Source organism: Nocardia nepalensis, assembly GCF_048910785.1.
Taxonomy (GTDB): domain Bacteria; phylum Actinomycetota; class Actinomycetes; order Mycobacteriales; family Mycobacteriaceae; genus Nocardia; species Nocardia nepalensis.
In genome coordinates, this window is sequence record NZ_JBKBET010000022.1 from 273,130 (window position 1) to 296,005 (window position 22,876).

Sequence of the window (22,876 nt, forward strand, 5' to 3'; positions counted from 1 at the left end):
TTCCTCCACGGCCGGTCTACTTCCCGATCCGCCTAGAAGAACGGTAGCTCGCTAACGTGACCGGTGGCGCGCCTTCGGTTGGCAGCGAGGGCAGGAGTAGGAAGAGCGATTCATGAACTTCTCGCGCAGAATGGGCGCACCGCAGCGACGGCAGGGTTCGTCTTCGCGACCGTAGACCGCGAGCGCACGTTCGAAGTAGCCGGATTGACCGTTGACGTTGACATATAGCGCGTCGAACGAGGTGCCACCGGCCGCGAGCGCCTCCCCCATCACGGCGCCGACCTCAGCGAGCAGTATACGCACAGCGGGCCTGGTCAGGCCGGAGGCGAGCCGGTTGCCGTGGATCTTCGCCCGCCACAGGGATTCGTCGGCGTAGATATTGCCGACCCCGGAGATCACCGTCTGGTCCAGCAGCACCCGCTTGACCTCGGTCTGTTTGGCGCGTAGCGCGGCCACCACAACCTCGGGGTCATAGCGCGGATCCAGCGGATCGCGCGCGATATGCGCGACGGGCTCGGGCACGAATGTGCCGTCTACCTCGACCAATGGCGCGAGCGCCCAGCCGCCGAAGGTGCGCTGGTCGACGAAGCGCAGCTGGCTGCCGTCGCCGAGGGTCGCGAGAATATGCGCATGCTTCTCCACGGGAGCGTCGGCAGGCTGCACCAGCATCTGCCCGCTCATCCCGAGATGAACCACCAGCGAGATATCGGGTTCGTCGAAGGTGAGCCACAGGTATTTGCCGCGACGCTCGGCGGCCGCGACCCGCAGACCCTTCATCCGGGCCGTGAGATCGTCGGCGCCCTCGAGGTGGCGGCGCACCGACCTGGGGTGGCTCACCGTGACGGATTCGACGACCCGTCCGACGACATGTTCGGCGAGTCCGCGCCGGACGACCTCGACCTCGGGAAGTTCGGGCACGTCAGGCTTCGTCGGTCAGCGCCTGATAGGCGGCGCCCGCGGCCTTCTGCTCGGCTTCCTTCTTGGAGCGGCCGACGCCCTGACCGTACGGACGACCGCCGATCACGGTGGTCGCGGTGAATTCCTTGTCGTGGTCGGGACCCGTCGAGGTGATCTCGTAGCTGGGCACGCCGAGACCACGTTCGGCGGTGAGCTCCTGCAGACTGGTCTTCCAGTCGAGCCCGGCGCCCATCCTCGGGCCGCGCTCGAGCAGGTCGGCGAACAGCCGCAGCACCACCTCGCGAGCGACATGGATGCCGTGCTCGAGATGGACCGCACCGAGCAGCGACTCCATGCCGTCGGCGAGAATGCTCGGCTTGTCCCGGCCGCCGGTGAGCTCTTCGCCCTTGCCGAGCAACAGGTGCACGCCGAGCCCGCCTTCGCCGAGCCCGCGCGCCACCTCGGCGAGCGCGTGCATATTCACCACGCTCGCCCGCAGCTTGGCCAGTTCGCCCTCGGATTTCTCCGGATGCTCGTGGTACAGCCGCTCGGTGATGCTCAGGCCGAGGACCGAGTCGCCGAGGAATTCCAGGCGCTCGTTGGTCGGCAGCCCGCCGTTCTCGTACGCGTACGACCGGTGCGTCAGCGCCAGCCGCAGCAAATCGGCCCGCACGTCGACGCCGAGCGCCGCGAGTAGGCTCGCATGTTCACCGGACGCGCCGGGTTCGTCCTTGCTGGCGGTCACGTCGATACGACAGGTCGAACGATCAGACGGCAGCGGTGACCTGGCGGCCCTTGTAGGTGCCGCAGGACGGGCAGGCGATGTGCGGCAGGGTCTTCTCGCCGCAGGCGCGGTTCGGGCACGTGATCAGGGTCGGCGCGGTGGCCTTCCACTGGCTGCGCCGCGACCTGGTGTTGGAACGGGACATCCGGCGCTTGGGAACGGCCACGACTACTTCTCCTCTTGTCCTATTGCTCGCCAGTTAGGCAGCACGGTCTTGCTGGTCTGGGTCTAAACGTCTGGGTCGGCACCCGCGTCGGAGCTGCCGTTGCCGGGCGACTCGGTGGCGAACTTCGCCAACCCGGCCCAGCGAGGGTCAAGTATCTCATGCCGGTGGCCGGAACCCGCAATCGCCATCCGGACACCGCATTCCGGGCACAGGCCCGCGCAGTCCGGAGTGCACAGCGGCTGCAGTGGCAGCTCCAGGCCGATCTGATCGGTGATCACCGGTTCCAGGTCGATCGTGTCGTCCACAATGCGGTAGATCTCGTCGTCCTCGGTGGTCTGCTCGGTGGTGCTGTCCGGATACGCGAACAGTTCCATGAGCCGGATCTGCACCGTGCCGGTGAACGGTTCCAGGCAGCGCGAGCACTCCCCGGCGGTCGACGCGGCGACCGTCCCGGTGACGAGCACACCCTCGGACACCGCCTGCAACTGCAGATCGAGGTCCACCTCGGCGCCCGCCGGAATGGCGATCAGATCCAGCCCGATCCGCTCGTCGGCGGTGACCACGCGATGCAGCTCTTTCATCGTGCCGGGGCGACGGCCCAGGCTGATGACATCCAGCACAAAACCCGCGTCCGGGGTGCGGCGCGAGGCCGTACGAGGACGCGAAGCGGGACCGGAACCGGCGGACATCACGAACTCACTTCACAGTCGAGGGGAGATGGGCAACCACTCCACAATACGCGAGGGCGCAGCGCAGACCCAAACCGTAGAACTAGCGCGCGCTATGTCATCGGCGGTATTCGGCGGCGTAGTCCGGAGCGCCCGCACCGGAGCGCAGTTGGTGGCGGCCTCGTCCGACGGTTCGCAGGGTGGCGTTGAGGGTTTCCTCGAGGTCGGCGAGCCTGCCGTCGACATAGTGGTCGCATTCGTCGCGCATCCGGTCGACCTCTTCATTTGCGCCGTCGATCAGCCGGGCCGATTCGGCGTGCGCGGCGCGCACCACCTCGGTCTGCGCCGCCAGACGATCGCGCTCGGCCTCGCCTTCGGCGACCGAGCGGGCATAGGAGGCCTTGCCCGCCTCGATCATCCGCTCGGATTCGACGCGCGCCCGGCCGGTGACGGCCTCGAATTCGGCATTGCCGTCGGCGACGATGCGGTCGGCCTCGGCCTGGGCGGTGCTGACGAGATGATCGGCATGCGCGGTGGCCTCGGCCACCATCCGGTCGGCGTGCGCCTTGGCCTCGGCCAGGATCCGGTCGGCCTCGTCACGGGCCGATCCGATGGTCTGGTGCGCCTGCTCATTGGCGGTGCTCACCGTGGTCTCGGCGGATGAACGGGCGTCGGAGACGATCTTGTCGCGATGATCGAGCACGTCCTGGGCGTCGTCGAGTTCGCCAGGCAGCGCATCACGCACATCATCGAGTAGTTCGAGCACGTCACCGCGCGGGACGATGCAGCTGCGGGTCGGTGGGATGCCGCGCGCTTCCTCGACGATGGCGACCAGCTCGTCGAGTGCTTCGAATACGCGATACATGCTCTTACCCCACTCTCCTGCAGACCTACGGCGAAACTTTCCGCCGAGGCCCAGTGTGCCCCTCGTCACGGCTCGTGCCGAGTCCCCCACCGGTGTGTCGTGCAGGTGTCTCGCACGCCACAAAAACAAGTGGAGGATATGTCTCCACTTGGTGTTACATTTATCCAGTAGGTCGAAACAAGATCTTCTTAAGCAGATCGCAGGCCCCGACCGGGACTGTGGGGATAGAGGAGGCCGACCGGACGGATTTCGCGATAACCATCGCGGTGCATCCGTACCGAAGGCTCGTGTGGGATCGGAAAGACAATGACCGTACTGGAACTACCGCGGACGGCGGTTCTGCCGACAAGCAGCCTGTACACGCCGTGGGCGGGGCCGTACCCCGTGCTGCAGGCGGCGACGGCCGCTCGGTTCGGCCAGTTGATGCAGTACCTGCGCGGCGATCGGGCGCTGGCTCAGCTGATCCGCTTCGCCCTGGTCGGCGGTTCCAGCAATGTCGCCTATGTCCTGCTGTTCTTCGCGATGCATGGCATCGGTCCGCTGGTCGCCAATATCGCCGGCTCGATCGTGAGCACCGTGATCGCCAATGAGCTGCACCGTCAGCTCACCTTCCACGCGGCCGGCCGGGTCGGCTGGTTCACCGCACAGTGGGAGGGCGGCGGACTCGCGCTGGTCGGGCTCGGCATCACCACCGCCGCGCTGGCCGCGCTCGAGGTGTGGACCCCGGGCATGGGCGATGCCTTCCAGGCCGCGGCCATCCTCGTCATTACCGCCGCGGTCGGCGGCATGCGCTTCCTCGCCCTGCGCGGCCTCGTCTTCTGAAGACGCCTGTAACAGACCACGCGAATCTGCCCCGGTTCCTCAGAACCGGGGCAGATTCGCGTTCATCGATACCTGGTAGGTGCCAACTGGTTTCGTGAGTACATCGTTACCTCACCGGGTACGCCCAAAAGTCGCCATGCACATGACGCAGGACCTGAGCGCGACGTCCGTGGCACCCAACTGGTGTGGCCTGAATACCCGGAGAGGCGGATGAGCCGAGGCGAATTCGTGTCGACGGTGCGAATTACCCCGCGCGTTCGGCGAGGCGAGCGAGCAGGCGCTTGTGGACGGCGGGCGGGAGCATATCGGTGACATCGCCGCCGTAGGCCGCAACCTCCTTGACCAGCGAACTGGACAGGTAGCTGAAGACCGGGTTGGTGGCGATGAAGAAGGTGTCCACGCCGGAGAGCTTCTTGTTCATCTGTGCCATCTGCAGCTCATAGCCGAAATCGGTGGCGTCGCGCAGACCCTTGACGATCGCGCTGATGCCCTCCCGCTTGGCGAAGTCCACCAGCAGGCCCTGCCAGGACTCCACGCGCACATTGGGCAGGTGCGCGGTGGCCTCGCGCAGCATCTCCATGCGCTCCTCGACGCTGAACATGCCCTGCTTCTTGGGATTGACGCTGACGGTCACCACGACCTCGTCGAACTGAGCCGCAGCCCGAGCGAAGACGTCGATATGTCCATTGGTCACCGGGTCGAACGAGCCCGGGCACAACGCTCCTGCCATGACCAGACGGTATCAGGAGGCCGGATCGCCACCTCGGACGCCGGGACGGCGGAGCTACTCGGGGGCGAATTCGGCTAGTTCGATGCGGGTTTCGCCGTATTTGCGGGCCTTGGCCGGGATATAGCCTGCGGGCCAGACGATCTCGGGTGAGCGGATGGAGCGCTCCACGACGACGAGCGCGTCGGGCGCCAGCCAGCCGCGTTCGGCGAGCGCGCGCAGGTCGGCGGTGACCGCCGCGGTGTCGACGTCGTAGGGCGGATCGGAGAAGACCACGTCGTACTCGCCCGCACCGCCGCCCGCCAGAACACTGGCGACCGATCCGATACGGAGTTCGGCGCCCGGCAGCCCGAGATCGGCGATATTGCCGCGCACGATGGCGGCGGCCTTGCGATCGGATTCGATGAGCAGTGCGTGGGTGGCGCCGCGCGAGAGGGCCTCCAGGCCCAGTGCGCCGGATCCGGCGTAGAGGTCCAGGACGCGTACGCCGTCGAAATCGATCCGGGCGTCGAGTGCGCTGAACAGCGCCTCGCGCACCCGATCGGAGGTGGGCCGGGTACCGGCGGGCGGGACGCGTAGTCGCCGCCCGCCCGCGGTGCCCGCGACGATCCGGGTCATTCGGCGGCGGACTCCCGAACTGCCAGTTCCACCAGCAGGTCACCGCCCTCGACCTGCTGCACCTTGCCGATCGCGACCCGGCCGACGATGCCGGCGCGCGGTGCGGTGATCGCGGCCTCCATCTTCATCGCCTCGATGGTGCCGACGATATCGCCCGCCGCGATCGAATCGCCTTCGGACACAGCGAGTGTCACCACGCCCGCGAACGGGGCGGCGATATGGCCCGGGTTGGTCTTATCGGCCTTCTCCGCGACCGGGATTTCGCTGGCGATGGAGCGGTCGCGCACCGCGACCGGGCGCAGCTGGCCGTTCATGATGCACATGACCGTGCGCATACCGCGCTCATCGGGTTCGGAGATGGCCTCGAGTCCGATGAGCAGGGTGACGCCCTTCTCCAGTTGCACGCGGTGTTCCTCGCCGCGGCGCAGGCCGTAGAAGAACTGGTTGGCCGACAGGCCCATGGTGTCGCCGTACTTCTCCCGGTGCGCGAGGAATTCGGCGGTGGGGCCGGGGAAGAGCAGCCGGTTGAGCGTGGCGCGGCGCAGTTCAGAGGAGCCGGCGAGTCCGGCCTCGTCCTCGGCGGTCAGCGGCGTCTCCGGCTTGGCCGGACCGCGCCCGGCCAGTGCCCGACTGCGGAACGGTTCCGGCCAGCCACCGGCCGGATTGCCGAGCTCGCCGCGCAGGAAGCCGATCACCGAATCCGGAATGTCGTAGCGGCCCGGATCAGCGGCGAAGCTCTCGATATCGACACCGGTGCCGACCAGTGCGAGCGCGAGGTCGCCGACCACCTTCGAGGACGGCGTCACCTTCACCAGACGGCCCAGAAGTCGGTCCGCCGCAGCGTATTTCGCCTCGACCTCTTCGAAACGGTCACCGAGGCCGAGTGCGATGGCCTGCTGACGCAGGTTCGACAGCTGACCACCCGGGATTTCGTGGGTGTACACCCGTCCGGTCGGCGCGGGCAGCCCGGATTCGAAGGGCGCGTACACCTTTCGCAGCGCCTCCCAGTACGGCTCCAGATCGCAGACGTTCTGCAGGTTGAGGCCGGTATCGAATTCGCTGTGCGCCGCGGCCGCGACGATCGCGGAAAGCGCTGGCTGACTGGTGGTTCCGGCCATCGCCGCGCTCGCACCGTCGACCGCGTCGGCACCCGCCTGCCAAGCCGCCAGATAGGTGGCGAGCTGACCGCCCGGGGTGTCGTGGGTGTGCACGTGCACCGGCAGGTCGAAGTTGCTGCGCAGCGCGGTGACCAGGGTCGCGGCGGCGGGGGCGCGCAGCAGGCCCGCCATATCCTTGATGGCCAGCACGTGCGCGCCCGCGTCGACGATCTGCTCGGCGAGCTTGAGGTAGTAGTCGAGGGTGTAGAGGTTTTCGTCCGGGTTGGACAGGTCGCCGGTGTAGCTCATCGCGACTTCCGCGATGGCCGTACCGGTTTCGCGCACCGCATCGATGGCCGGACGCATCTGGTCGACATTGTTGAGCGCGTCGAAGATGCGGAAGATGTCGATACCGGTGTCGGTTGCCTCCTGCACGAACGCGCGCGTCACCTTCTCCGGATACGGCGTGTAGCCGACGGTGTTGCGTCCGCGCAGCAGCATCTGCAGGCAGATATTCGGGACCGCCTCGCGCAGCGCGGCCAGCCGCTCCCACGGATCCTCGAATAGGAAGCGCAGCGCCACATCGTAAGTCGCGCCACCCCACGCCTCGATGGAGAGCAGTTCCGGTGTCAGGCGCGCGACATGTCCGGCGACGCCCAGCAGACCGTTGGTGCGTACTCGGGTGGCCAGCAGCGACTGGTGCGCGTCGCGGAAGGTGGTGTCGGTGACGCCGACGGCCTTCTGTTCACGCAGCGCCTGCGCGAAACCCTCCGGGCCGAGGCGAAGCAGCCGCTGACGGGAACCGTCCGGCGGGGGCACGCTCAGGTCGATGGCGGGCAACTTGTCGTGCGGGTACACCGTGGTCGGCCGCTCACCGTGCGGCTTGTTCACGGTGATATCGGCCAGATAGTTCAGGATCTTGGTGCCGCGGTCGGCCGAACCGCGCAGGGTCAGCAGCTGCGGGCGCTCGTCGATGAACGAAGTGGTGACCCGGCCCGCCTTGAAGTCCGGATCGTCGAGCACCGCGAGCAGGAACGGAATATTCGTGGTGACGCCGCGGATGCGGAACTCCGCGAGCGCGCGGCTGGCGCGGGCCACCGCGGCGGGCAGATCGCGGCCGCGGCAGGTGAGCTTCACCAGCATCGAGTCGAAGTAGGCGCCGATCTCCGCGCCCAGGTTGGCGCCGCCGTCGAGCCGGATGCCCGCGCCGCCGGGGGTGCGGTAGGCGGTGATCCGGCCGGTGTCGGGGCGGAAGCCGTTGGCCGGATCCTCGGTGGTGATCCGGCACTGCAGGGCCGCACCGCGAATGGCGACCTTCTCCTGGCTCAGGCCGAGGTCTTCCAGGGTTTCCCCCGCCGCGATGCGCAGCTGGGACTGCACCAGGTCGACATCGGTGATCTCCTCGGTCACCGTGTGCTCGACCTGGATGCGCGGGTTCATCTCGATGAAGACGTGGTTGCCGCGCTCGTCGAGCAGGAATTCGACGGTACCGGCGCAGCTGTAGCCGATCTGGCGGGCGAAGGCGACGGCGTCGTCGCAGATCCGTTCACGCAGTGCGGGATCCAGATTCGGCGCGGGCGCGAGCTCGATCACCTTCTGGTGGCGGCGCTGCACCGAACAGTCGCGCTCGAACAGGTGCATGACATTGCCGTGCTGGTCGGCCAGGATCTGCACCTCGATATGGCGCGGGTTCACCACGGCCTGTTCCAGGAAGACCGTCGGATCGCCGAACGCCGACTCCGCCTCGCGGGACGCGGCCTCGATCGATTCGCGCAGTTGGGCCGGATCGGCGACCCGCCGCATACCGCGCCCACCGCCGCCCGCGACGGCCTTGACGAAGATCGGGTAGTCCAGCTCCTGCGCGGCGGCGAGCAATTCCTCGACATCCGCCGAGGGCGCGCTCGAACGCAGTACCGGCAGCCCGGCCGCCTTGGCCGCCTCGATCGCGCGGGCCTTATTACCCGCGAGCTCGAGCACCGCGGCCGACGGGCCGATGAAGGTGATGCCCTCGCGTGCGCAGGCCGCCGCGAGGTCCGGGTTCTCGGACAGGAAGCCGTAGCCGGGGTAGATGGCGTCGGCACCCGCGGACTTGGCCGCCGCGATGATCGCCTCGATCGACAGGTACGCCCGGACCGGGTGCCCCTGTTCACCGATCTGGTAGGACTCCGCGGCCTTCAACCGGTGGACCGAGTTGCGATCCTCGTACGGGAAGACGGCGACCGTCCCGATGCCGAGTTCGTAGGCCGCGCGGAAAGCGCGAATAGCGATCTCACCACGATTGGCAACCAAGACTTTCGAGAACATTGAACTAAGGTACCCGGCCCGGAATCGCGCCCTGACAGCGAAGTCCCATTCGCAGGAATCTTCACAACGAGTCCTAGCAGGGTTGCGAAGTTGTGTTCATCCTGCGGACACATTTCACCGACCGTCGCCGTGACCGGTGCGGAAGGGTGTCACCGTTGGCTCAACGACAAAACGGAGGCCTTCGCAAACACACGGCACACCGACACTGTGGAAACCCGTTTGCGCACCCGCCTATGCTTGGATTTGCAGCTGGTTCGCCGTGCGCAGACGAGATGGAGCCCCGACGTCGCGTTAACGGAGTCGAGTTCGCGTACCGGAGATCCGGTGCGCGGATGAGAGGGAACCCGGTGAGAATCCGGGACTGTCCCGCAGCGGTATGCAGGAACGACCGCCGTCACCAGCACTGGGCAAGCACCCGGGAAGCGACGGCCAGTAGGTGAGCCCCGTACGGGGTCGGCCAGAAGGCCCGTGCCCGCAAGTCCGAAGACCTGCCAGCCGTGTCGGATACGCCGTATCCGGCGGCCACCGCCTCGTGGATTGGGCGCGCGGACCACCAGTGCGACCTGTCGGGCTCTCTCGTTTGGATTTTCCGGCACGTCACTCGGTCTCCGCTAGCTCGTAGGGCGATGGTCTTCGATCTCAGCACTGGAGAAATTCGTGACTGTTACACATAGCCCGTTCACCGCTACGGTTCTCGGTCTCCCGCGGGTGGGGCCGCACCGTGAGCTCAAGCGCGCCACCGAGTCCTACTGGGCCGGGCGCATCGACGCCGAGCGACTGCACGCGATCGCCCGCGATTTGCGCCGCAACCAGCTGACCGAATTGCATTCGGCCGGAATGGATTCGATCCCGGTCGGCACCTTCTCCTACTACGACCAGATGCTCGATACCGCCGTCCTGCTCGGCGCGCTGCCGCCCCGGGTGGCCGATATCGCCGATCCGCTGGATCGCTACTTCGCGGCGGCCCGCGGCACCGATACGGTCGAACCGCTGGAGATGACCAAGTGGTTCGATACCAACTACCACTATCTGGTGCCCGAAATCGGCCCGGAGACGTCGTTCTCGCTTGATCCATCGAAGGTGCTCGATGAGTTGCGGGAGGCGCTCGCCCTCGGGGTGCCCGCGCGGCCGGTGGTGGTCGGTCCGATCACCTTTCTGAAACTGGCGAAGGCGACCGGCGGTGCCGCGCTGGATCGCCTGGACGAGTTGGTACCGCTCTACCGTGAGCTGTTGCGATTGCTGGCCGTGGCGGGTGCGGAATGGGTGCAGTTCGACGAGCCGGTCGTGGTCACCGATCTGACCGCCGACGAGATCGACCTGGTGCGGCGCACCTACGCCGAGCTGTCGGCCGCGACGGATCGGCCGGCGCTGCTGGTTGCCACCTACTTCGGCAGGCCGGGCCCCGCCATGACCGCACTGGCCGAGACCGAAATCGAAGGCATCGCACTGGATTTCACCGCCGCCGATCTCGCCGATCTGGCCGACACGCCGGCGTCGGCGAATAAACTGCTGGTCGCGGGCGTGGTCGACGGGCGAAATGTTTGGCGCGCCGATCTGGATCGAGCCTTGGCGACACTCGACGCCCTGCGCGGTTACGCGAAATCCGTTGCGGTGTCGAGTTCCTGCTCGCTGCTGCACGTGCCCTACGCCCTCGCTCCCGAAACCGGCCTCGATGAGCAGTTGCGTTCGTGGCTGGCATTCGGTGCGGAGAAGGTCGCCGAGGTGCGGTTGCTCGCAACCGGACTGAACGCGGGGCCCCAGGCGATTACCGCCGAATTGGCAACGGTCCGCTCGGCCCTGGCCGCCAGGCGCACCGATCCCCGGCTGGACAATCCGCAGGTGCGTGCGCGGTTGGCGGCACTCGGTCCGGATGCCATCCGGCGGGCGCCTGCGGAGCGTCGGCGGGTGCTGCAGGCCGAACGGTTGCGGCTGCCGTCATTGCCGACCACGACGATAGGTTCGTATCCGCAGACGCCGACGATCCGGCTGGCACGGGCGGCACTGCGCAAGGGCGAGATCGACAGGTGCGAATATGTGCGCCGGATGCGGTCCGAGATCGCGGATGTCATTGCGCTGCAGGAGAAACTGGGTCTCGACGTGCTGGTGCACGGCGAGCCGGAGCGCAATGACATGGTGCAGTACTTCGCCGAACAGCTCGATGGATTCGCCGTTACCGAGGCGGGCTGGGTGCAGTCCTACGGCACCCGCTGCGTGCGGCCGCCGATCCTGTTCGGCGATGTGGCCCGACCGGCGCCGATGACCGTCGACTGGATCAGCTATGCGCAATCGCTGACCGATAAGCCGGTCAAGGGCATGCTCACCGGTCCAGTGACGATTCTGGCCTGGTCGTTCGTGCGCGACGATCAGCCGTTGGCGGATTCGGCACGTCAAGTGGCGCTGGCGATCCGGGACGAGACGGTCGATCTGCAGGCCGCGGGCATTCGGATCATCCAGGTCGACGAACCAGCGCTGCGGGAACTGCTGCCGCTGCGAGCGGCCGACCAGGGCGCGTACCTGGAGTGGTCGGTCGGGGCGTTCCGGCTGGCGACCTCGGGGGTGTCGGATGCCACCCAGATCCACACCCACCTCTGCTATTCGGAGTTCGGTGAGGTCATCGACGCGATCGCCGGGCTGGATGCCGATGTGACCTCGATCGAGGCGGCGCGGTCGCATATGGAAGTGCTGGACGACCTCAATGCCCGTGGCTTCGATCTCGGGGTCGGGCCCGGGGTTTACGACATTCACTCGCCTCGGGTGCCGAGCGTGGAGGAGATCACCGCCGCACTGCGTGCCGCGTTGAAAGCCGTTCCCGCCGAACGGCTCTGGGTCAATCCGGACTGCGGATTGAAGACGCGCGGGCCGGTCGAGGTCGAGGCGTCGTTGCGCAATCTCGTCGCTGCCGCGGCCGCCGTGCGCTGAGCCTTCTGCCGTTCCTCCGCTGACAAAACCCCTCGACGACGCGGTGTGGTCGACTTCGACCACACCGCGTCATCAACGAAACGAACTGCGCATCAATGCGATTCGGCCCCGGGAAAGGGCCGCAACCGACGCCGAGGCGTATACCGCTCACAGACCTCGCCATTGCGCACCATCGGCCGGATCCGCGACCGAGCACCCACTCCGCGCCGCCAACCGGTCTGACATCCCGAGCAACGATCCATGCGTAACCCCTCCTCATACGTCGCCATCAGATATCACCCCCGATGACCTATTCGACGCACGGGCGACCGATACGGTTCCCCGATTACCCAGGGATCTTTCCCGGGGTTATTCGGATGAGGGGTCGGCGCCGAATGCGCGGTTTATGGCGGCCATGTCGAAATAGTCGCGCCAGGCGGTGATGGCGCCGTCGGCGACCTCGAAGACGCCCATTACCGGGAGCGGGGTGTCTTTGCCCAGGCCGCGCAGGGTGTCAGTGCGCTCGTTCATGACGATATTGCCGGTGACGACCTGGTGGTGGATGTCGAAATCGATCGATTCGAAGGTACTGAGGAAACCGGCGATGAAGTCGCGGATGGCGGCGCGGCCGTGGATGGGCTCCATCGGAATGTTGTGGTAGACGGCGTCTTCGGCGAAGAAGGCGCTGATCTGGTCCGGGTCGGGATCGGCCCAGCTGCGGCACATGGCGGTGACGATATCGTCGGGGCTCGGCATTCGGTTCGCTCGCTTCCTTGCGCCGATGCGCCGGGGCACATCGGTCGATTCGATCTCACCGATTACACCAAACAATCGCTTGGTTGAGGAGTGCTTCGACGAGATCATCCGGGAGTCAACGGGCCGAGCCCGACACCAGCAATTCTCGCGGCGGCACCCCGACGTACTCCGAAAGCGGACGGATGAGCGCATTGTCGCCGGACTGCTCGATGATGTGCGCGGTCCACCCGGTGATGCGACTCATCACGAAGATCGGGGTGAACATTTCGATGTCGAAACCCATCAGGTAGTAGGCGGGACCTGCGGGAAAGTCGAGGTTGGGCTTGATGCCGGTGGCGTCGGCCATGGCCTGCTCCAGTGCGGTATACATGCGCAGCCAGTGCTGACCGCCGGTCACCTCGGCGACTTGCCTCAGGGCTTCGCGCATCGTCGGCACCCGGGAGTCGCCGTTGTTGTACACCCGATGCCCGAACCCCATCACCTTCTGTTTGCCGGATAGTTTGGCGCGCAACCACTCCGCGGCCAATTCCGGCTCGCCTATCTCCAGCATGGTGTGCATGACGGCCTCATTGGCACCACCGTGCAGCGGACCCTTGAGCGCGCCGATCGCGGCGGTGATCGCGCTGTACATATCCGACCGGGTGGAGGTCACCACCCGCGCCGCGAACGTCGACGCGTTGAAACTGTGCTCCGCGTACAGAATCAGCGAGATCTCGAAGGCGCGCACGATACGCGGATCGGGAACCTTTCCGAAGCACATGTTCAGGAAGTTCTCGGCGAAACCCAGATGTGAGTGCGGCGCAATCGGTTCCAGCCCGCGACGACGGCGCATATCCGCGGCGATCACCGTGGGCAGCACCGCGGTCAGTCGCAGCGACCTCGCCAATAACGCCCGATCCCCTTGCGCGGCATCGAGATCCGCGTCCTCCGCACCTAGATAGCTGACGACCGTGCGCACCACATCCATCGGATGACAGTTCTCCGGCATCTTCTCGACCAGCGACAGAATCGACCGATCGATGCGCCGCTGCGCACGTTCACGCTGGCACAGCAGTTCGAGCTGGGCGGCATCGGGCAATTCGCCGTACCACAGCAGATACGCGACCTCCTCGAACCCGCAGTGCCGCGCCAGATCCTGTACCGCATAGCCGCGATAGGTCAGTGAATTGGTCTCGGGCACAACCTTGGAGATGCTGGTGGTATCGACCACCACCCCGGCCAAGCCCTTCTTGATCTCGGTCATCGCTTACTCGCTCACTCCTGCGCCGCGCTGGCGCTCGGCTCCGTCGTGCGCGAAGCGCGCTGTGCTCATGGTTCGCTCGCTCCGCTCACTGACTGTGAAATCGAAGATTCCGGAATCGAAGTCGTTGTACTGCTGGTAATCGAGCAATTCGTAAAGCCGCGCCCGGTGCTGCATCTGCCCGACCAGGCCGGATTGCGTTCCGGTGGCCGCGATTTCACGAAGTCCGCGCTCGACCGCGTACATCGCCAAGCGCAGCGTGGTCACCGGATAGATGACGGCGTTGTAGCCGAGATCGGCCAGCGCCCGCGCGGACAGGAGCTCCGACTTGCCGAACTCGGTCATATTCGCGAGCAACGGAATATCCACCGCAGCACGGAACTTCGCGAATTCGGCGGCATCGGCCAGCGCCTCGGTGAAGATGAGATCCGCCCCCGCGTCGGCGTACGCCTTGGCCCGGTCGATCGCCGCGTCCAGCCCCTCGGTTCCCCGCGCATCGGTACGCGCGCATACGACGAAATTCGGATCTCGTCGGGCCGAGACCGCGGCACGCAGCCGCCGGATCATCTCGACAACCGGAACCACCGCCTTGCCGTCGAGATGTCCGCAGCGCTTGGGATTCACCTGGTCCTCGATATGGCAGCCCGCCAACCCGGCATCCTCGAGCAAGCTCACCGTGCGCGCCGCATTCATCGGCTCGCCGAAACCGGTATCGGCATCGATCAGCACCGGCAGATCGGTTACCCGCGCGATCTGCTGCCCGCGTGCGGTCACCTCGGTGAGTGTGGTCAGCCCGATATCCGGCAGTGCGAGTTCGGCCGAAACCACCGCGCCGGACACATAGACGCCTTCGAAGCCGAGTTCCTGAACGAGCTTGGCCACCAGCGGATTGAACGCGCCCGGCCAGCGCTGAATCCGCCCCGACGCCAATCCGGCACGCAGCGCCGCACGTTTATCCGCCGCGCTGGTCGCCGCGGCCAGCAGTCCCGTCACCGTGACCACCGCCCTAGGCTTGGCCCATGACCGAAGATCGTCCACTGCGTTACCGGCTGATCACCGGCGTCGACGACGCCACCTTCTGTGAGCGGATCAGCGGCCTGCTCGATCAGGGCTACCGGCTGCACGGATCGCCCGCCGTCACCTTCAACGGCACCGATGTGATCGCCGCACAGGCGGTGGTCTGGGGCGAGGAGTAAACCGAACATCAGAAGATCCCCTCCCGCACTTCCGGCGACCGCCCGAGGACCTCGGGCGACACGGTGAACGTCAGCTGATCCAGCGCACCGGCGGCCAATGCGGGCGTGCGTTGGACCGCGTCGAGGAAGCGGTCCTGCTCCGCCGGATCAATGACGCCTTCGGCGAGCGTTCGGAACTTCGCGAGGTACTGCTCGCGGGCGAACGGCCGCGCGCCCAGCGGATGCGCGTCGGCGACCGCGAGTTCGTCGACGATCGTCTCGCCACTTTTCAGGGTCACGACGGCCCGTGCCCCGAACGCCTTCTCATTCGGATCGGCGGCGTGATAGCGGCGCGTCCATTCCGGATCCTCGACGGTCGAGATCTTGCGCCACAGTGCGACGGTATCGGCCCGACGGGCGCGCTCGGGCGCATACGACCGCTCGTGATGCCAGCCGCCATCCTGCAGCGCGACCGCGAAGATATAGGGCACGGAATGGTCGAGGGTCTCCCGACTCGCCTGCGGATCGAACTTCTGCGGATCACCGGATCCCGTGCCGATCACCACATGGGTGTGATGACTGGTGTGCAATACGATCGTGGCGATCTGATCGAGATCGCCGATGCGCGAGCGCATCCGGCGCGCGAGATCGATGGGCGCCTGACTCTGATATTCGGCCGAATGCTCCTTGGTGTAGCTGTCCAGGATCGCCCGCTTCGCCTCGCCCGGACTCGGCAGCGGCACTCGGTATTCGGCATTCGGGCCGCCGAGCAGCCAGGCGATCACGCCATCCGCGCCCTCCCAGATCGGCGCGGGCGCACCCTCGCCGCGCATGGCGCGGTCCACCGCCTCCACCGCCATCTTGCCGGCGAACGCGGGCGCATAGGCCTTCCAGCTAGAGATTTCGCCCTTGCGGGATTGCCGGGTCGCGGTGGTGGTGTGCAGCGCCTGCCCGATCGCCTGATAGATCGTCTCGGTGTCGAGCCCGAGCAGTGTCCCGATGCCCGCAACGGCGGACGGACCGAGGTGCGCGACGTGATCGATCTTGTGCTCGTGCAAACAGATTCCGCGCACCAGGTCGATCTGGATCTCGTAACCGGTGGCCAGGCCGCGGATCAGCGCGGCGCCGCTGCGCCCGGTGTGCTGGGCGACGGCGAGGATCGGCGGAATGTTATCGCCCGGATGCGAGTACTCGGCCGCCAGGAAGGTGTCGTGGAAGTCGAGTTCGCGCACCGCGACTCCGTTGGCCCAGGCCGCCCACTCCGGCGATACCCGGTCCGACGCGGCTAGACCGAAAACGGTCGCCCCGGCCCGACCCGGTCGTGGCGCATACGGCTGCGCGAGTGCCTGCGCCCGCGCGCTCGTCACCGGGCCGCGGGCCAGCGCGGCCGCCGCGACGGCCGCGTTGTCGATCATCCGGTTCACGATCATCTCGGTCACCTCGTCGGTCACCTCGACCGGATCGGCGGCGACCTCAGCAATCTTGGTGGCCAGATGTTCCGAACGCGGAAAGGCCTCGGCGGCGCCGTGGGCGCGTACTATGTGGGTCTTCATCCATCCTCCGGTTCCAGGCGGGGCCAGCTGCCGGCTGCCCTGCTTCGCACGCTACGCAGGATTGATCTACGGCAAAATCCCTTGCAACAGCAGATTTCTGCGGGCGAGAATCACGGATTTTGCGATGATTGCGAATTCCGAGGGCTACCATCTTGCGGTGCGCAAGATGTACGCGGGCGCCCGACTGAGACGGTTGCGCGAGGAACGGCGGATGACCCAGGCGGCGCTGGCGAAATCGCTCGATCTATCGCCCAGCTACCTCAACCAGCTCGAGCGCGACCAGCGACCGCTCACCATCCCGGTGTTGCTGAAGCTCAACTCCACCTTCGACCTCGACGTGCAATTTTTCGCCGCCGACTCCGATGCCCGCTTGGTATCGGATCTGCACGAGGTGCTGGTGGACGCGGCGGGCGGCGACAGCGCGCCGCTGACCGAGGTGGAGGAACTGGCGACGCGACTACCGGAGGTCGCCAGGATCGTTGTCGCGATGCATCGGCGACTACGCGCCACGACCGATCAACTCGATCTGCTCTCCGCCCGGGTGGCCGCGCCGACGGGCGGTCCCGGTGTGCCGATGCCGTACGAGGATGTCCGGGACTTCTTCTACGACCATCACAATCACATCGCCCAACTCGATCACGCGGCCGAGCAGCTCTTCGAGGAGAGCGGCCTGAGCATCGGCTCGCTCGATCGGCAACTCGCCAGGGTGGCCGAGGAGCGCGCCGGGGTGACGGTGCTGGTGCGCGGCGACGGCGCGGATCCGTCCATCCCGAAACGGCATTACGATGCGGACAGCCGCACGCTGACCCTGGCGCGACGGCTGCGTCCCGGGCAGCGCGCCTTCCAAATCGCCACCACACTCGGGTTTCTGCTGTACGGCAAGGACTTGGATGCCGTACTGGCCGAAACACCGTCGCTCATCGGCGAATCCCGGACATTGGCGCGCATCGGGCTGGCCAACTATTTCGCGGGCGCGCTGGTGCTGCCCTACGGCCGCTTTCTGCGGTCCGCCGAGGAGCTGCGCTACGACATCGATCTGCTCAGTATGCGTTTCGAGGTCGGCTTCGAGACCATCTGCCACCGGTTGAGCACCTTGCAGCGGCAGGGGCAGCGCGGCGTTCCGTTCTTCCTCGTCCGCACCGACCGCGCGGGCAATATCTCGAAACGCCAGTCCGCCACCGCATTCCACTTCTCCCGGGTCGGCGGCAGCTGCCCGCTCTGGGTGGTGCACGAGGCCTTCGCCAATCCGGGCCGCATCCTGACCCAGATCGCCGCGATGCCCGACGGCCGCCGCTACCTGTGGATCGCCCGCACCGCACTGGCCGCGCCGCACCGATTCGGCACGGCGACAAAGGATTTCGCGATCGGCCTGGGCTGCGATATCGAATACGCCGACCGCCTGGTGTATTCCACCGGCCTGCAACTGGACACTCCGGCCGCCGCGGTGCCGATCGGCGCGGGCTGCAAGGTCTGCGAGCGCCCCGGCTGCCCGCAGCGCGCCTTCCCGCAGATCGGCAGTCCCCTCGCGGTCACCGAACACATCAGTACGGATCTGCCCTATCCACGGATCGGACGGTGAGGCGACGAACTCCGGATCAGGACTTGGCCAGATATTCGATGCGTTCGGAGTCGACGGCGGCGTGCATCATGCTCGCCAAACCCGGATGCTTGTGCAGCCCCGGATCGGCTTGGACTACCTCGCGGGCGAGTTCCTGTGCGGCGGTGATGACTTCGAGGTCGTCGAGTAGGGAGAGCAGGCGCAGCGAGCGGGCGGTGCCGGATTGGGCGGCGCCGAGAACATCGCCTTCACGGCGTTGGCGCAGGTCGAGTACCGCGAGTTCGAAGCCGTCGGTGGTGGCGGCGACCGCGTCGAGCCGGGCCATGGCGGTGCCGGTGGGACCGGCGTCGGTGATGAGCAGGCACAAGCCGGGATGTTCGCCGCGGCCGATGCGTCCGCGCAGCTGATGCAGCTGGCTGACGCCGAAGCGGTCCGCGTCCACGATGACCATTACGGTCGCGTTCGGGACATCGACGCCGACCTCGACGACGGTGGTGCAGACCAGCACATCGATGTCGCCATCGTTGAATGCCCGCATCACCTGGTCTTTTTCATCGGTCGGCAGCCTGCCGTGCAGTAGACCGACCCGAACATTCGCGAGCGGACCGGTGCGCAGCATGTCGAAGACCTCGACCGCCGCGGCCGTGGTCGGGCCTTCCTTCTCCTCGCCGTCCTTCGACTTGCCGGGCTTCTTACCGTTGCGGCTCTTGCCGTTCTCCTCGTCGTCGCCGATGCGCGAGCACACCACATAGGCCTGCCGTCCGGCCGCGACCTCCTCCAGGATGCGCTCCCAGGCACGGTCGACCCAGTTCGGATGCTGTTTGCGCGGAACCACCTTCGACACGATCGGCGAGCGGCCGCGGGGCAGCTGGGTGAGGGTGGAGGTCTCCAGGTCACCGAGGGTGGTCATGGCGATGGTGCGGGGTATCGGGGTCGCGGTCATGACGAGCAGATGCGGGCTTGCGCCGGCTTGCGCCTTGGCGCGCAACGCATCCCGCTGCTCGACACCGAACCGGTGCTGTTCGTCGACGACCACCATGCCCAGATCGAAGAACTCCACCGCGTCCTGGATCAGCGCATGCGTGCCGATCACGATGCCCGCCTCGCCGGTGACCGCGTCCAGCAGCGCGGCCTTCTTCGCCGAGGCCGACATCGAGCCGGTCACCAGCACCACCTTGGTCGCCTGGTCGGCGGCGCCGAGTTCACCGGCGGTGCCGAGATCGCCGAGCATCGCGCGCAGCGACCGATAGTGCTGGGCGGCAAGGACTTCCGTCGGCGCGAGCAGTGCGCATTGCTGTCCGGCGTCGACCACCTGCAGCATCGCGTGCAACGCGACGATCGTCTTGCCCGAACCCACCTCACCCTGCAGCAGCCGGTGCATCGGATGGCTGCGCGAGAGATCGTCGGAGATCTCCGAGATCACCTGCTGCTGGCCCTCGGTGAGTTCGAAAGGCAGTCGAGTGTCGAAAGCCGCCGCGATACCGCCGGATCGCGGCGGACACGGCCGAGCCGTCCTGGCCTCCGCATCGTGTCGCCGCTCGGCCAGCACCAGCTGCAGGGCCAGCGCCTCGTCGAAACGCAAACGCTCCCTGGCCTGTTCGATATCGGACTTGCGCTCGGGCAGGTGGATCAGGCGCAGTGCGTCGTAGACCTGCACCAGCCCGCGATCCTCGCGCAGCTCGCTCGGCAGCGGATCCTCGATCGGGTCGAGCTGGTCGAGCACCTGCCGGACACAGGCCAGCAGATCCCAGCTCTGCACCTTCGCGGTCGCCGGATACACCGGAATGAATTCCCGTTCGAAGAACGAGACATCCACTCCCCCTTTACCTTTCGCGCTCTGGGCGAGTCCGCGCAAGGCACCGCCGCCGCGCACCGAGGTGAGGTTCTCGATCGAGGCGTCTTCCTTGTCCGGCAGGATCAGGTAATCGGGATGCGAGAGGTTCCAGCGGTCCGGTCGCCACCAGTGCACCGTGCCCGACATCATCGCCCGAACGCCTTCGCGGACAAGGTAACTCACCTTGTCCCCATTGAAGAACGTGATGTCGATCGGGGCGACCGAACCGGTGTCGAGGGCGACCTTGAGCAGTCGGCCCCTACGGTTCTTCATCGGCCGCAGCTCGGTTTTGGTCACCCGGCCGATGACGGTGATGTGCGCGCCCTCTTCCGGCTGCTCCTGGGTGAGCGGCTGGCCCTGGGTGGCATAGCGTAATGGGTAGTGCCGCAACAGATCCTCGACGGTCTGCATGTCGAAGGCGTCGGCCAGCGGCTCGGCCGCCTTCACGCCGAGCAGGTGGTCCAGCCGATCACTCAGTGTCGCCATATCCCTATTCCACCCCTATCTGCACCAGATCCGCCTGCTGCCCACCGGAATACACGCTCACCTCGACGCCGGGGAAACCGTTGGCGATGTGCGCGGCGAGTTCGTCCGCGAGTTCGGCGGGGGCGTCCGCACCCATGAGCAAGGTGACCAGCTCGCCGCCGAAGGCGAGCATGCGGTCGAGCAGGGTCCGGCCAGCGGTCGGCACATCCCGGTCGATCACCACCACATCGTGGCCGAACAGGCCGAGTCCGTCGCCCGCCTCGCAGGTACCCACCATCGTCAGCGCACGCTCGGTGGCGGCGCGCAGCGCTCCCCACCGGGTCGCGGCCGCCGCCTCCGACATCGCGAAGGCGTCGTCCACCGCGATCCGCCCGCAATCGTGCACGGCGAGCGCGGCCAAGCCTTGCACCATGGATCCGCTCGGCAGCAGTAGTACGTCGCGGTATGCGTCGCGAGCCGCGACACCGACGGCGACCAGTTCGTGCGCGGGCAATGCGCCATTCGGCAGGACCAGCACCTCCCGATTCGGCAGCTGCCGGATCGCGGCCAGCAGTGCGGCGCTGGTGACCGTGCCGTCACCACCGAGCACAACCGCTCCTCCGGCCTCGAAGAGTGCCGCCGCTCCGTCGCCCGCCACCACCGCGAGGACGCCGCGGTCGGCGGGGCCGCCGTGCTCCGCGGCGGTATGTGCGGCAGCGGTTGAGGTGGTGCCCGCGCGGTCGGCGGTGCTGGCGCGGTTAGCGGTGGCATGTGCGGCAGTGATCGAAGCGGTGCCCAAGCGGTCGCCAGTACCAGCGCGGTCAGCGGCGGCATGCACGGCAGCGTTCGAAGCGGTGCCCGCGCGGTCAGCGGTGGCGGCGCGGTCAGCGGTCCCGGCGCGATCAGCGGTCCCGGCGCGATCAGCAGGATCTGAGCGGTCAGCGGTGCCGGCACGGTCAGTGAAGTCGGCACGCGAGGCGGCGTAAGCGTGCCCGCCGATGTGGATTCTCGCGGCGGAGTCGGTACGACCGTCCGCATCAGGTCCAGCAGAGACCTGCGGCGTGATGTCGAAATACCCGGTGAAGTCGGCACGACGAGCGGTGGCCGCGCGGTCGGGGCCGGCGGTGATGGCGAAGCTTTCGATGCGAATGGCACTCAGGGTGCCGGTGGCGATACCCGCTTCGACGGCGGCTCCGGCGTCAGCGCAGTGCACGTGCGCGGACCAGGAGCCCGCGCCGTCGCCGACGACCACGACGGAGTCGCCGAGTTCGGCGAGGCGATCACGGAGGCGGGCGATTCGCTGGTCGTCGGTGTCGGAGAGGAGGTACATCACCTCGAAGTGCGGTTCCGCACCGTTGTCGACCTCAGCACCGTCCTGCGATTGCACGCCGTCCCGCCGTGCGGCACTACCCCGCAGCGCGGAGTCGTCGCACGCCGCGGCGGCGGCGGCGGCGAGTGAGTTCACATCGTCTCGAGCCGGGGCGGCAACGGAGGTGAATTCGCCGCGCACATACTGCGGCCGGGAGGGCGCCTCGCCCAGGGTGACCGCGACCAGACTGTCGAGCAGCACCACGAGCCCGCGCGCACCCGCATCGACCACCCCGGCCTCGCGCAGCACCCCGAGCTGGGCGGGAGTGTCACCGAGCGCCTTGGCGGCACCGTCGGCCGCCGCCACCGCGACCTCGGCCAATGTCGATTCCGGACAGTCCGCGGCACATTCCGACGCCCGATCCAGCACGGTGAGAATCGTCCCCTCGACCGGCACGCTCAATGATTCCCGCACCAGCGCGGAGGCGGTAGCCAGCGCTTCGCGGAGCGTGCGCGCCGTCAACGGCTCGCCACGCACCGCCTCGGCGATCCCCCGCAGCACCTGCGACAGGATGATTCCGGAATTGCCGCGCGCACCGAGGGTCGCGCCGCGCGCCATTGCCGCGACGACCTCATGGGTCGACAGCGAGGTCCCGAACTCGACAGGCATGGCCAATTGGTCGACGTCGTGTGCGACAACCGAGCCGTCCACCGTCGCGGACTCCGGCGTCGACGCCGCCCGGACATCATCGGCTGCCACCGGCCTCTCCGGCTTGCCGGACCCGCGCGCCGAGACCACCGCGGCCTCGGCGGCCTGCATCGCGGCCCGCATGGTCGCCAGCATGTTCGTGCCGGTGTCGGCATCGGCGATGGGGAAGACATTGAGCGCGTTGATCTCTTCGCGCCGCTGCTCGAGACCCTCGAGGCAGACCCGGCCCCAGCGCATCAGCGCCGCGCCGTTCAGAGCGTTCGCCCCGGCAAGGGAGGGAAGTTCTGCGTCACCGCGGCCATCGCTCATCATGTCCCGCACTCCGGGCACCGCCACCTCTCTCCGCGATCGTCCACACCGCTAGCGACTGCTTGCAGGTCGCTCGAAAGGGCCTGCCACCGTTCGCCAGGTTAGCTGGCGATACCGACAGTC

Annotated in this window: 18 protein-coding genes and 1 riboswitch; of the genes, 4 read left to right on the top strand and 14 right to left on the bottom strand. The window is 67.2% G+C overall.

What is annotated here, in order from left to right:
- Positions 1 to 51: 51 nt before the first annotated feature.
- From mutM to ACHQ4I_RS20050, 5 genes are all read right to left on the bottom strand, one after another.
- Positions 52 to 918, bottom strand: a complete 867-nt coding sequence (gene mutM, locus ACHQ4I_RS20030; protein WP_420773306.1) for a bifunctional DNA-formamidopyrimidine glycosylase/DNA-(apurinic or apyrimidinic site) lyase — start codon at positions 916 to 918, stop codon at positions 52 to 54.
- Position 919: 1 nt separating this feature from the next.
- On the bottom strand, positions 920 to 1,642 hold the full coding sequence (rnc, locus tag ACHQ4I_RS20035) for a ribonuclease III (RefSeq protein WP_420773307.1): 723 nt from the start codon (positions 1,640 to 1,642) through the stop codon (positions 920 to 922).
- Positions 1,643 to 1,664: 22 nt separating this feature from the next.
- A complete protein-coding gene (gene rpmF, locus ACHQ4I_RS20040) occupies positions 1,665 to 1,847 on the bottom strand; it encodes a 50S ribosomal protein L32 (RefSeq protein WP_014987105.1) in 183 nt (60 codons plus the stop codon).
- 62 nt (positions 1,848 to 1,909) lie between these two features.
- On the bottom strand, positions 1,910 to 2,536 hold the full coding sequence (locus tag ACHQ4I_RS20045; RefSeq protein WP_420773308.1) for a YceD family protein: 627 nt from the start codon (positions 2,534 to 2,536) through the stop codon (positions 1,910 to 1,912).
- Positions 2,537 to 2,633: 97 nt separating this feature from the next.
- The gene (locus ACHQ4I_RS20050) at positions 2,634 to 3,380 is read right to left on the bottom strand and encodes a DivIVA domain-containing protein (protein ID WP_420773309.1); all 747 of its coding nucleotides are present in this window, start codon (positions 3,378 to 3,380) and stop codon (positions 2,634 to 2,636) included.
- 306 nt (positions 3,381 to 3,686) lie between these two features.
- On the opposite strand from ACHQ4I_RS20050, the gene ACHQ4I_RS20055 reads away from it, so the two are divergent.
- Positions 3,687 to 4,202 carry a GtrA family protein gene (locus ACHQ4I_RS20055; RefSeq protein ID WP_420773310.1) on the top strand — a complete coding sequence of 172 codons (516 nt, stop codon included), beginning with the start codon at positions 3,687 to 3,689 and terminating at the stop codon, positions 4,200 to 4,202.
- A gap of 244 nt (positions 4,203 to 4,446) precedes the next feature.
- Here the strand turns inward: ACHQ4I_RS20055 and coaD are convergent, their stop codons facing one another.
- Genes coaD through ACHQ4I_RS20070 form a run of 3 tightly spaced genes read right to left on the bottom strand, consistent with a single transcriptional unit; the run spans position 4,447 to position 8,948 of the window.
- Positions 4,447 to 4,932, bottom strand: coding sequence for a pantetheine-phosphate adenylyltransferase (gene coaD, locus ACHQ4I_RS20060; RefSeq protein WP_420773311.1), 486 nt, complete (start codon positions 4,930 to 4,932; stop codon positions 4,447 to 4,449).
- A 54-nt stretch (positions 4,933 to 4,986) separates the two neighbouring features.
- A complete protein-coding gene (gene rsmD / locus ACHQ4I_RS20065) occupies positions 4,987 to 5,547 on the bottom strand; it encodes a 16S rRNA (guanine(966)-N(2))-methyltransferase RsmD (protein ID WP_420773312.1) in 561 nt (186 codons plus the stop codon).
- The gene (locus ACHQ4I_RS20070) at positions 5,544 to 8,948 is read right to left on the bottom strand and encodes a pyruvate carboxylase (protein ID WP_420773313.1); all 3,405 of its coding nucleotides are present in this window, start codon (positions 8,946 to 8,948) and stop codon (positions 5,544 to 5,546) included. Before ACHQ4I_RS20070 ends, rsmD begins: the two co-directional genes overlap by 4 nt.
- Before the next feature lie 284 nt (positions 8,949 to 9,232).
- A riboswitch (cobalamin riboswitch) is annotated at positions 9,233 to 9,458 on the top strand.
- Positions 9,459 to 9,605: 147 nt separating this feature from the next.
- On the opposite strand from ACHQ4I_RS20070, the gene metE reads away from it, so the two are divergent.
- Complete coding sequence (metE, locus tag ACHQ4I_RS20075) at positions 9,606 to 11,867, top strand: 5-methyltetrahydropteroyltriglutamate--homocysteine S-methyltransferase (RefSeq protein WP_420773314.1); 2,262 nt, start codon at positions 9,606 to 9,608, stop codon at positions 11,865 to 11,867.
- Positions 11,868 to 12,215: 348 nt separating this feature from the next.
- Here metE and ACHQ4I_RS20080 read toward each other — a convergent pair whose 3' ends face one another.
- The 3 genes from ACHQ4I_RS20080 to prpB form a co-directional block, all read right to left on the bottom strand.
- Entirely contained in the window at positions 12,216 to 12,602 is a 387-nt protein-coding gene (locus ACHQ4I_RS20080; protein WP_420773315.1) for a nuclear transport factor 2 family protein, read from the bottom strand.
- 115 nt (positions 12,603 to 12,717) lie between these two features.
- Entirely contained in the window at positions 12,718 to 13,845 is a 1,128-nt protein-coding gene (locus ACHQ4I_RS20085; protein ID WP_420773316.1) for a bifunctional 2-methylcitrate synthase/citrate synthase, read from the bottom strand.
- Between the two features lie 3 nt (positions 13,846 to 13,848).
- The gene (prpB, locus tag ACHQ4I_RS20090; protein ID WP_420773380.1) at positions 13,849 to 14,835 is read right to left on the bottom strand and encodes a methylisocitrate lyase; all 987 of its coding nucleotides are present in this window, start codon (positions 14,833 to 14,835) and stop codon (positions 13,849 to 13,851) included.
- Positions 14,836 to 14,861: 26 nt separating this feature from the next.
- On the opposite strand from prpB, the gene ACHQ4I_RS20095 reads away from it, so the two are divergent.
- Positions 14,862 to 15,038, top strand: a complete 177-nt coding sequence (locus tag ACHQ4I_RS20095) for a DUF1737 domain-containing protein (protein WP_420773317.1) — start codon at positions 14,862 to 14,864, stop codon at positions 15,036 to 15,038.
- 8 nt (positions 15,039 to 15,046) lie between these two features.
- Here the strand turns inward: ACHQ4I_RS20095 and ACHQ4I_RS20100 are convergent, their stop codons facing one another.
- Positions 15,047 to 16,570 (bottom strand): MmgE/PrpD family protein, encoded by a 1,524-nt coding sequence (locus ACHQ4I_RS20100; protein WP_420773318.1) that lies wholly within the window; start codon positions 16,568 to 16,570, stop codon positions 15,047 to 15,049.
- A 157-nt stretch (positions 16,571 to 16,727) separates the two neighbouring features.
- Between ACHQ4I_RS20100 and ACHQ4I_RS20105 the strand changes: the two genes are divergently transcribed.
- Positions 16,728 to 18,149: a short-chain fatty acyl-CoA regulator family protein gene (locus ACHQ4I_RS20105; protein ID WP_420773381.1), complete on the top strand. Its 1,422-nt coding sequence runs from the start codon at positions 16,728 to 16,730 to the stop codon at positions 18,147 to 18,149.
- A gap of 16 nt (positions 18,150 to 18,165) precedes the next feature.
- On the opposite strand, the gene recG is transcribed toward ACHQ4I_RS20105, so the two are convergent.
- Entirely contained in the window at positions 18,166 to 20,448 is a 2,283-nt protein-coding gene (recG, locus tag ACHQ4I_RS20110) for an ATP-dependent DNA helicase RecG (RefSeq protein WP_420773319.1), read from the bottom strand.
- Positions 20,449 to 20,452: 4 nt separating this feature from the next.
- Positions 20,453 to 22,756 (bottom strand): DAK2 domain-containing protein, encoded by a 2,304-nt coding sequence (locus ACHQ4I_RS20115; RefSeq protein WP_420773320.1) that lies wholly within the window; start codon positions 22,754 to 22,756, stop codon positions 20,453 to 20,455.
- Between the last annotated feature and the right edge of the window lie 120 nt (positions 22,757 to 22,876).

Bases quoted from the DNA above. Each gene is read 5' to 3' on its own strand.
- ACHQ4I_RS20095 (WP_420773317.1), top strand. From the start codon at position 14,862: ATGACCGAAGATCGTCCACTGCGTTACCGGCTGATCACCGGCGTCGAC.
- ACHQ4I_RS20080 (WP_420773315.1), bottom strand. From the start codon at position 12,602: ATGCCGAGCCCCGACGATATCGTCACCGCCATGTGCCGCAGCTGGGCC.
- ACHQ4I_RS20115 (WP_420773320.1), bottom strand. From the start codon at position 22,756: ATGATGAGCGATGGCCGCGGTGACGCAGAACTTCCCTCCCTTGCCGGG.
- rsmD (WP_420773312.1), bottom strand. From the start codon at position 5,547: ATGACCCGGATCGTCGCGGGCACCGCGGGCGGGCGGCGACTACGCGTC.
- ACHQ4I_RS20100 (WP_420773318.1), bottom strand. From the start codon at position 16,570: ATGAAGACCCACATAGTACGCGCCCACGGCGCCGCCGAGGCCTTTCCG.
- ACHQ4I_RS20045 (WP_420773308.1), bottom strand. From the start codon at position 2,536: ATGTCCGCCGGTTCCGGTCCCGCTTCGCGTCCTCGTACGGCCTCGCGC.
- ACHQ4I_RS20055 (WP_420773310.1), top strand. From the start codon at position 3,687: ATGACCGTACTGGAACTACCGCGGACGGCGGTTCTGCCGACAAGCAGC.
- ACHQ4I_RS20085 (WP_420773316.1), bottom strand. From the start codon at position 13,845: ATGACCGAGATCAAGAAGGGCTTGGCCGGGGTGGTGGTCGATACCACC.
- ACHQ4I_RS20050 (WP_420773309.1), bottom strand. From the start codon at position 3,380: ATGTATCGCGTATTCGAAGCACTCGACGAGCTGGTCGCCATCGTCGAG.
- ACHQ4I_RS20070 (WP_420773313.1), bottom strand. From the start codon at position 8,948: ATGTTCTCGAAAGTCTTGGTTGCCAATCGTGGTGAGATCGCTATTCGC.
- coaD (WP_420773311.1), bottom strand. From the start codon at position 4,932: ATGGCAGGAGCGTTGTGCCCGGGCTCGTTCGACCCGGTGACCAATGGA.
- recG (WP_420773319.1), bottom strand. From the start codon at position 20,448: ATGGCGACACTGAGTGATCGGCTGGACCACCTGCTCGGCGTGAAGGCG.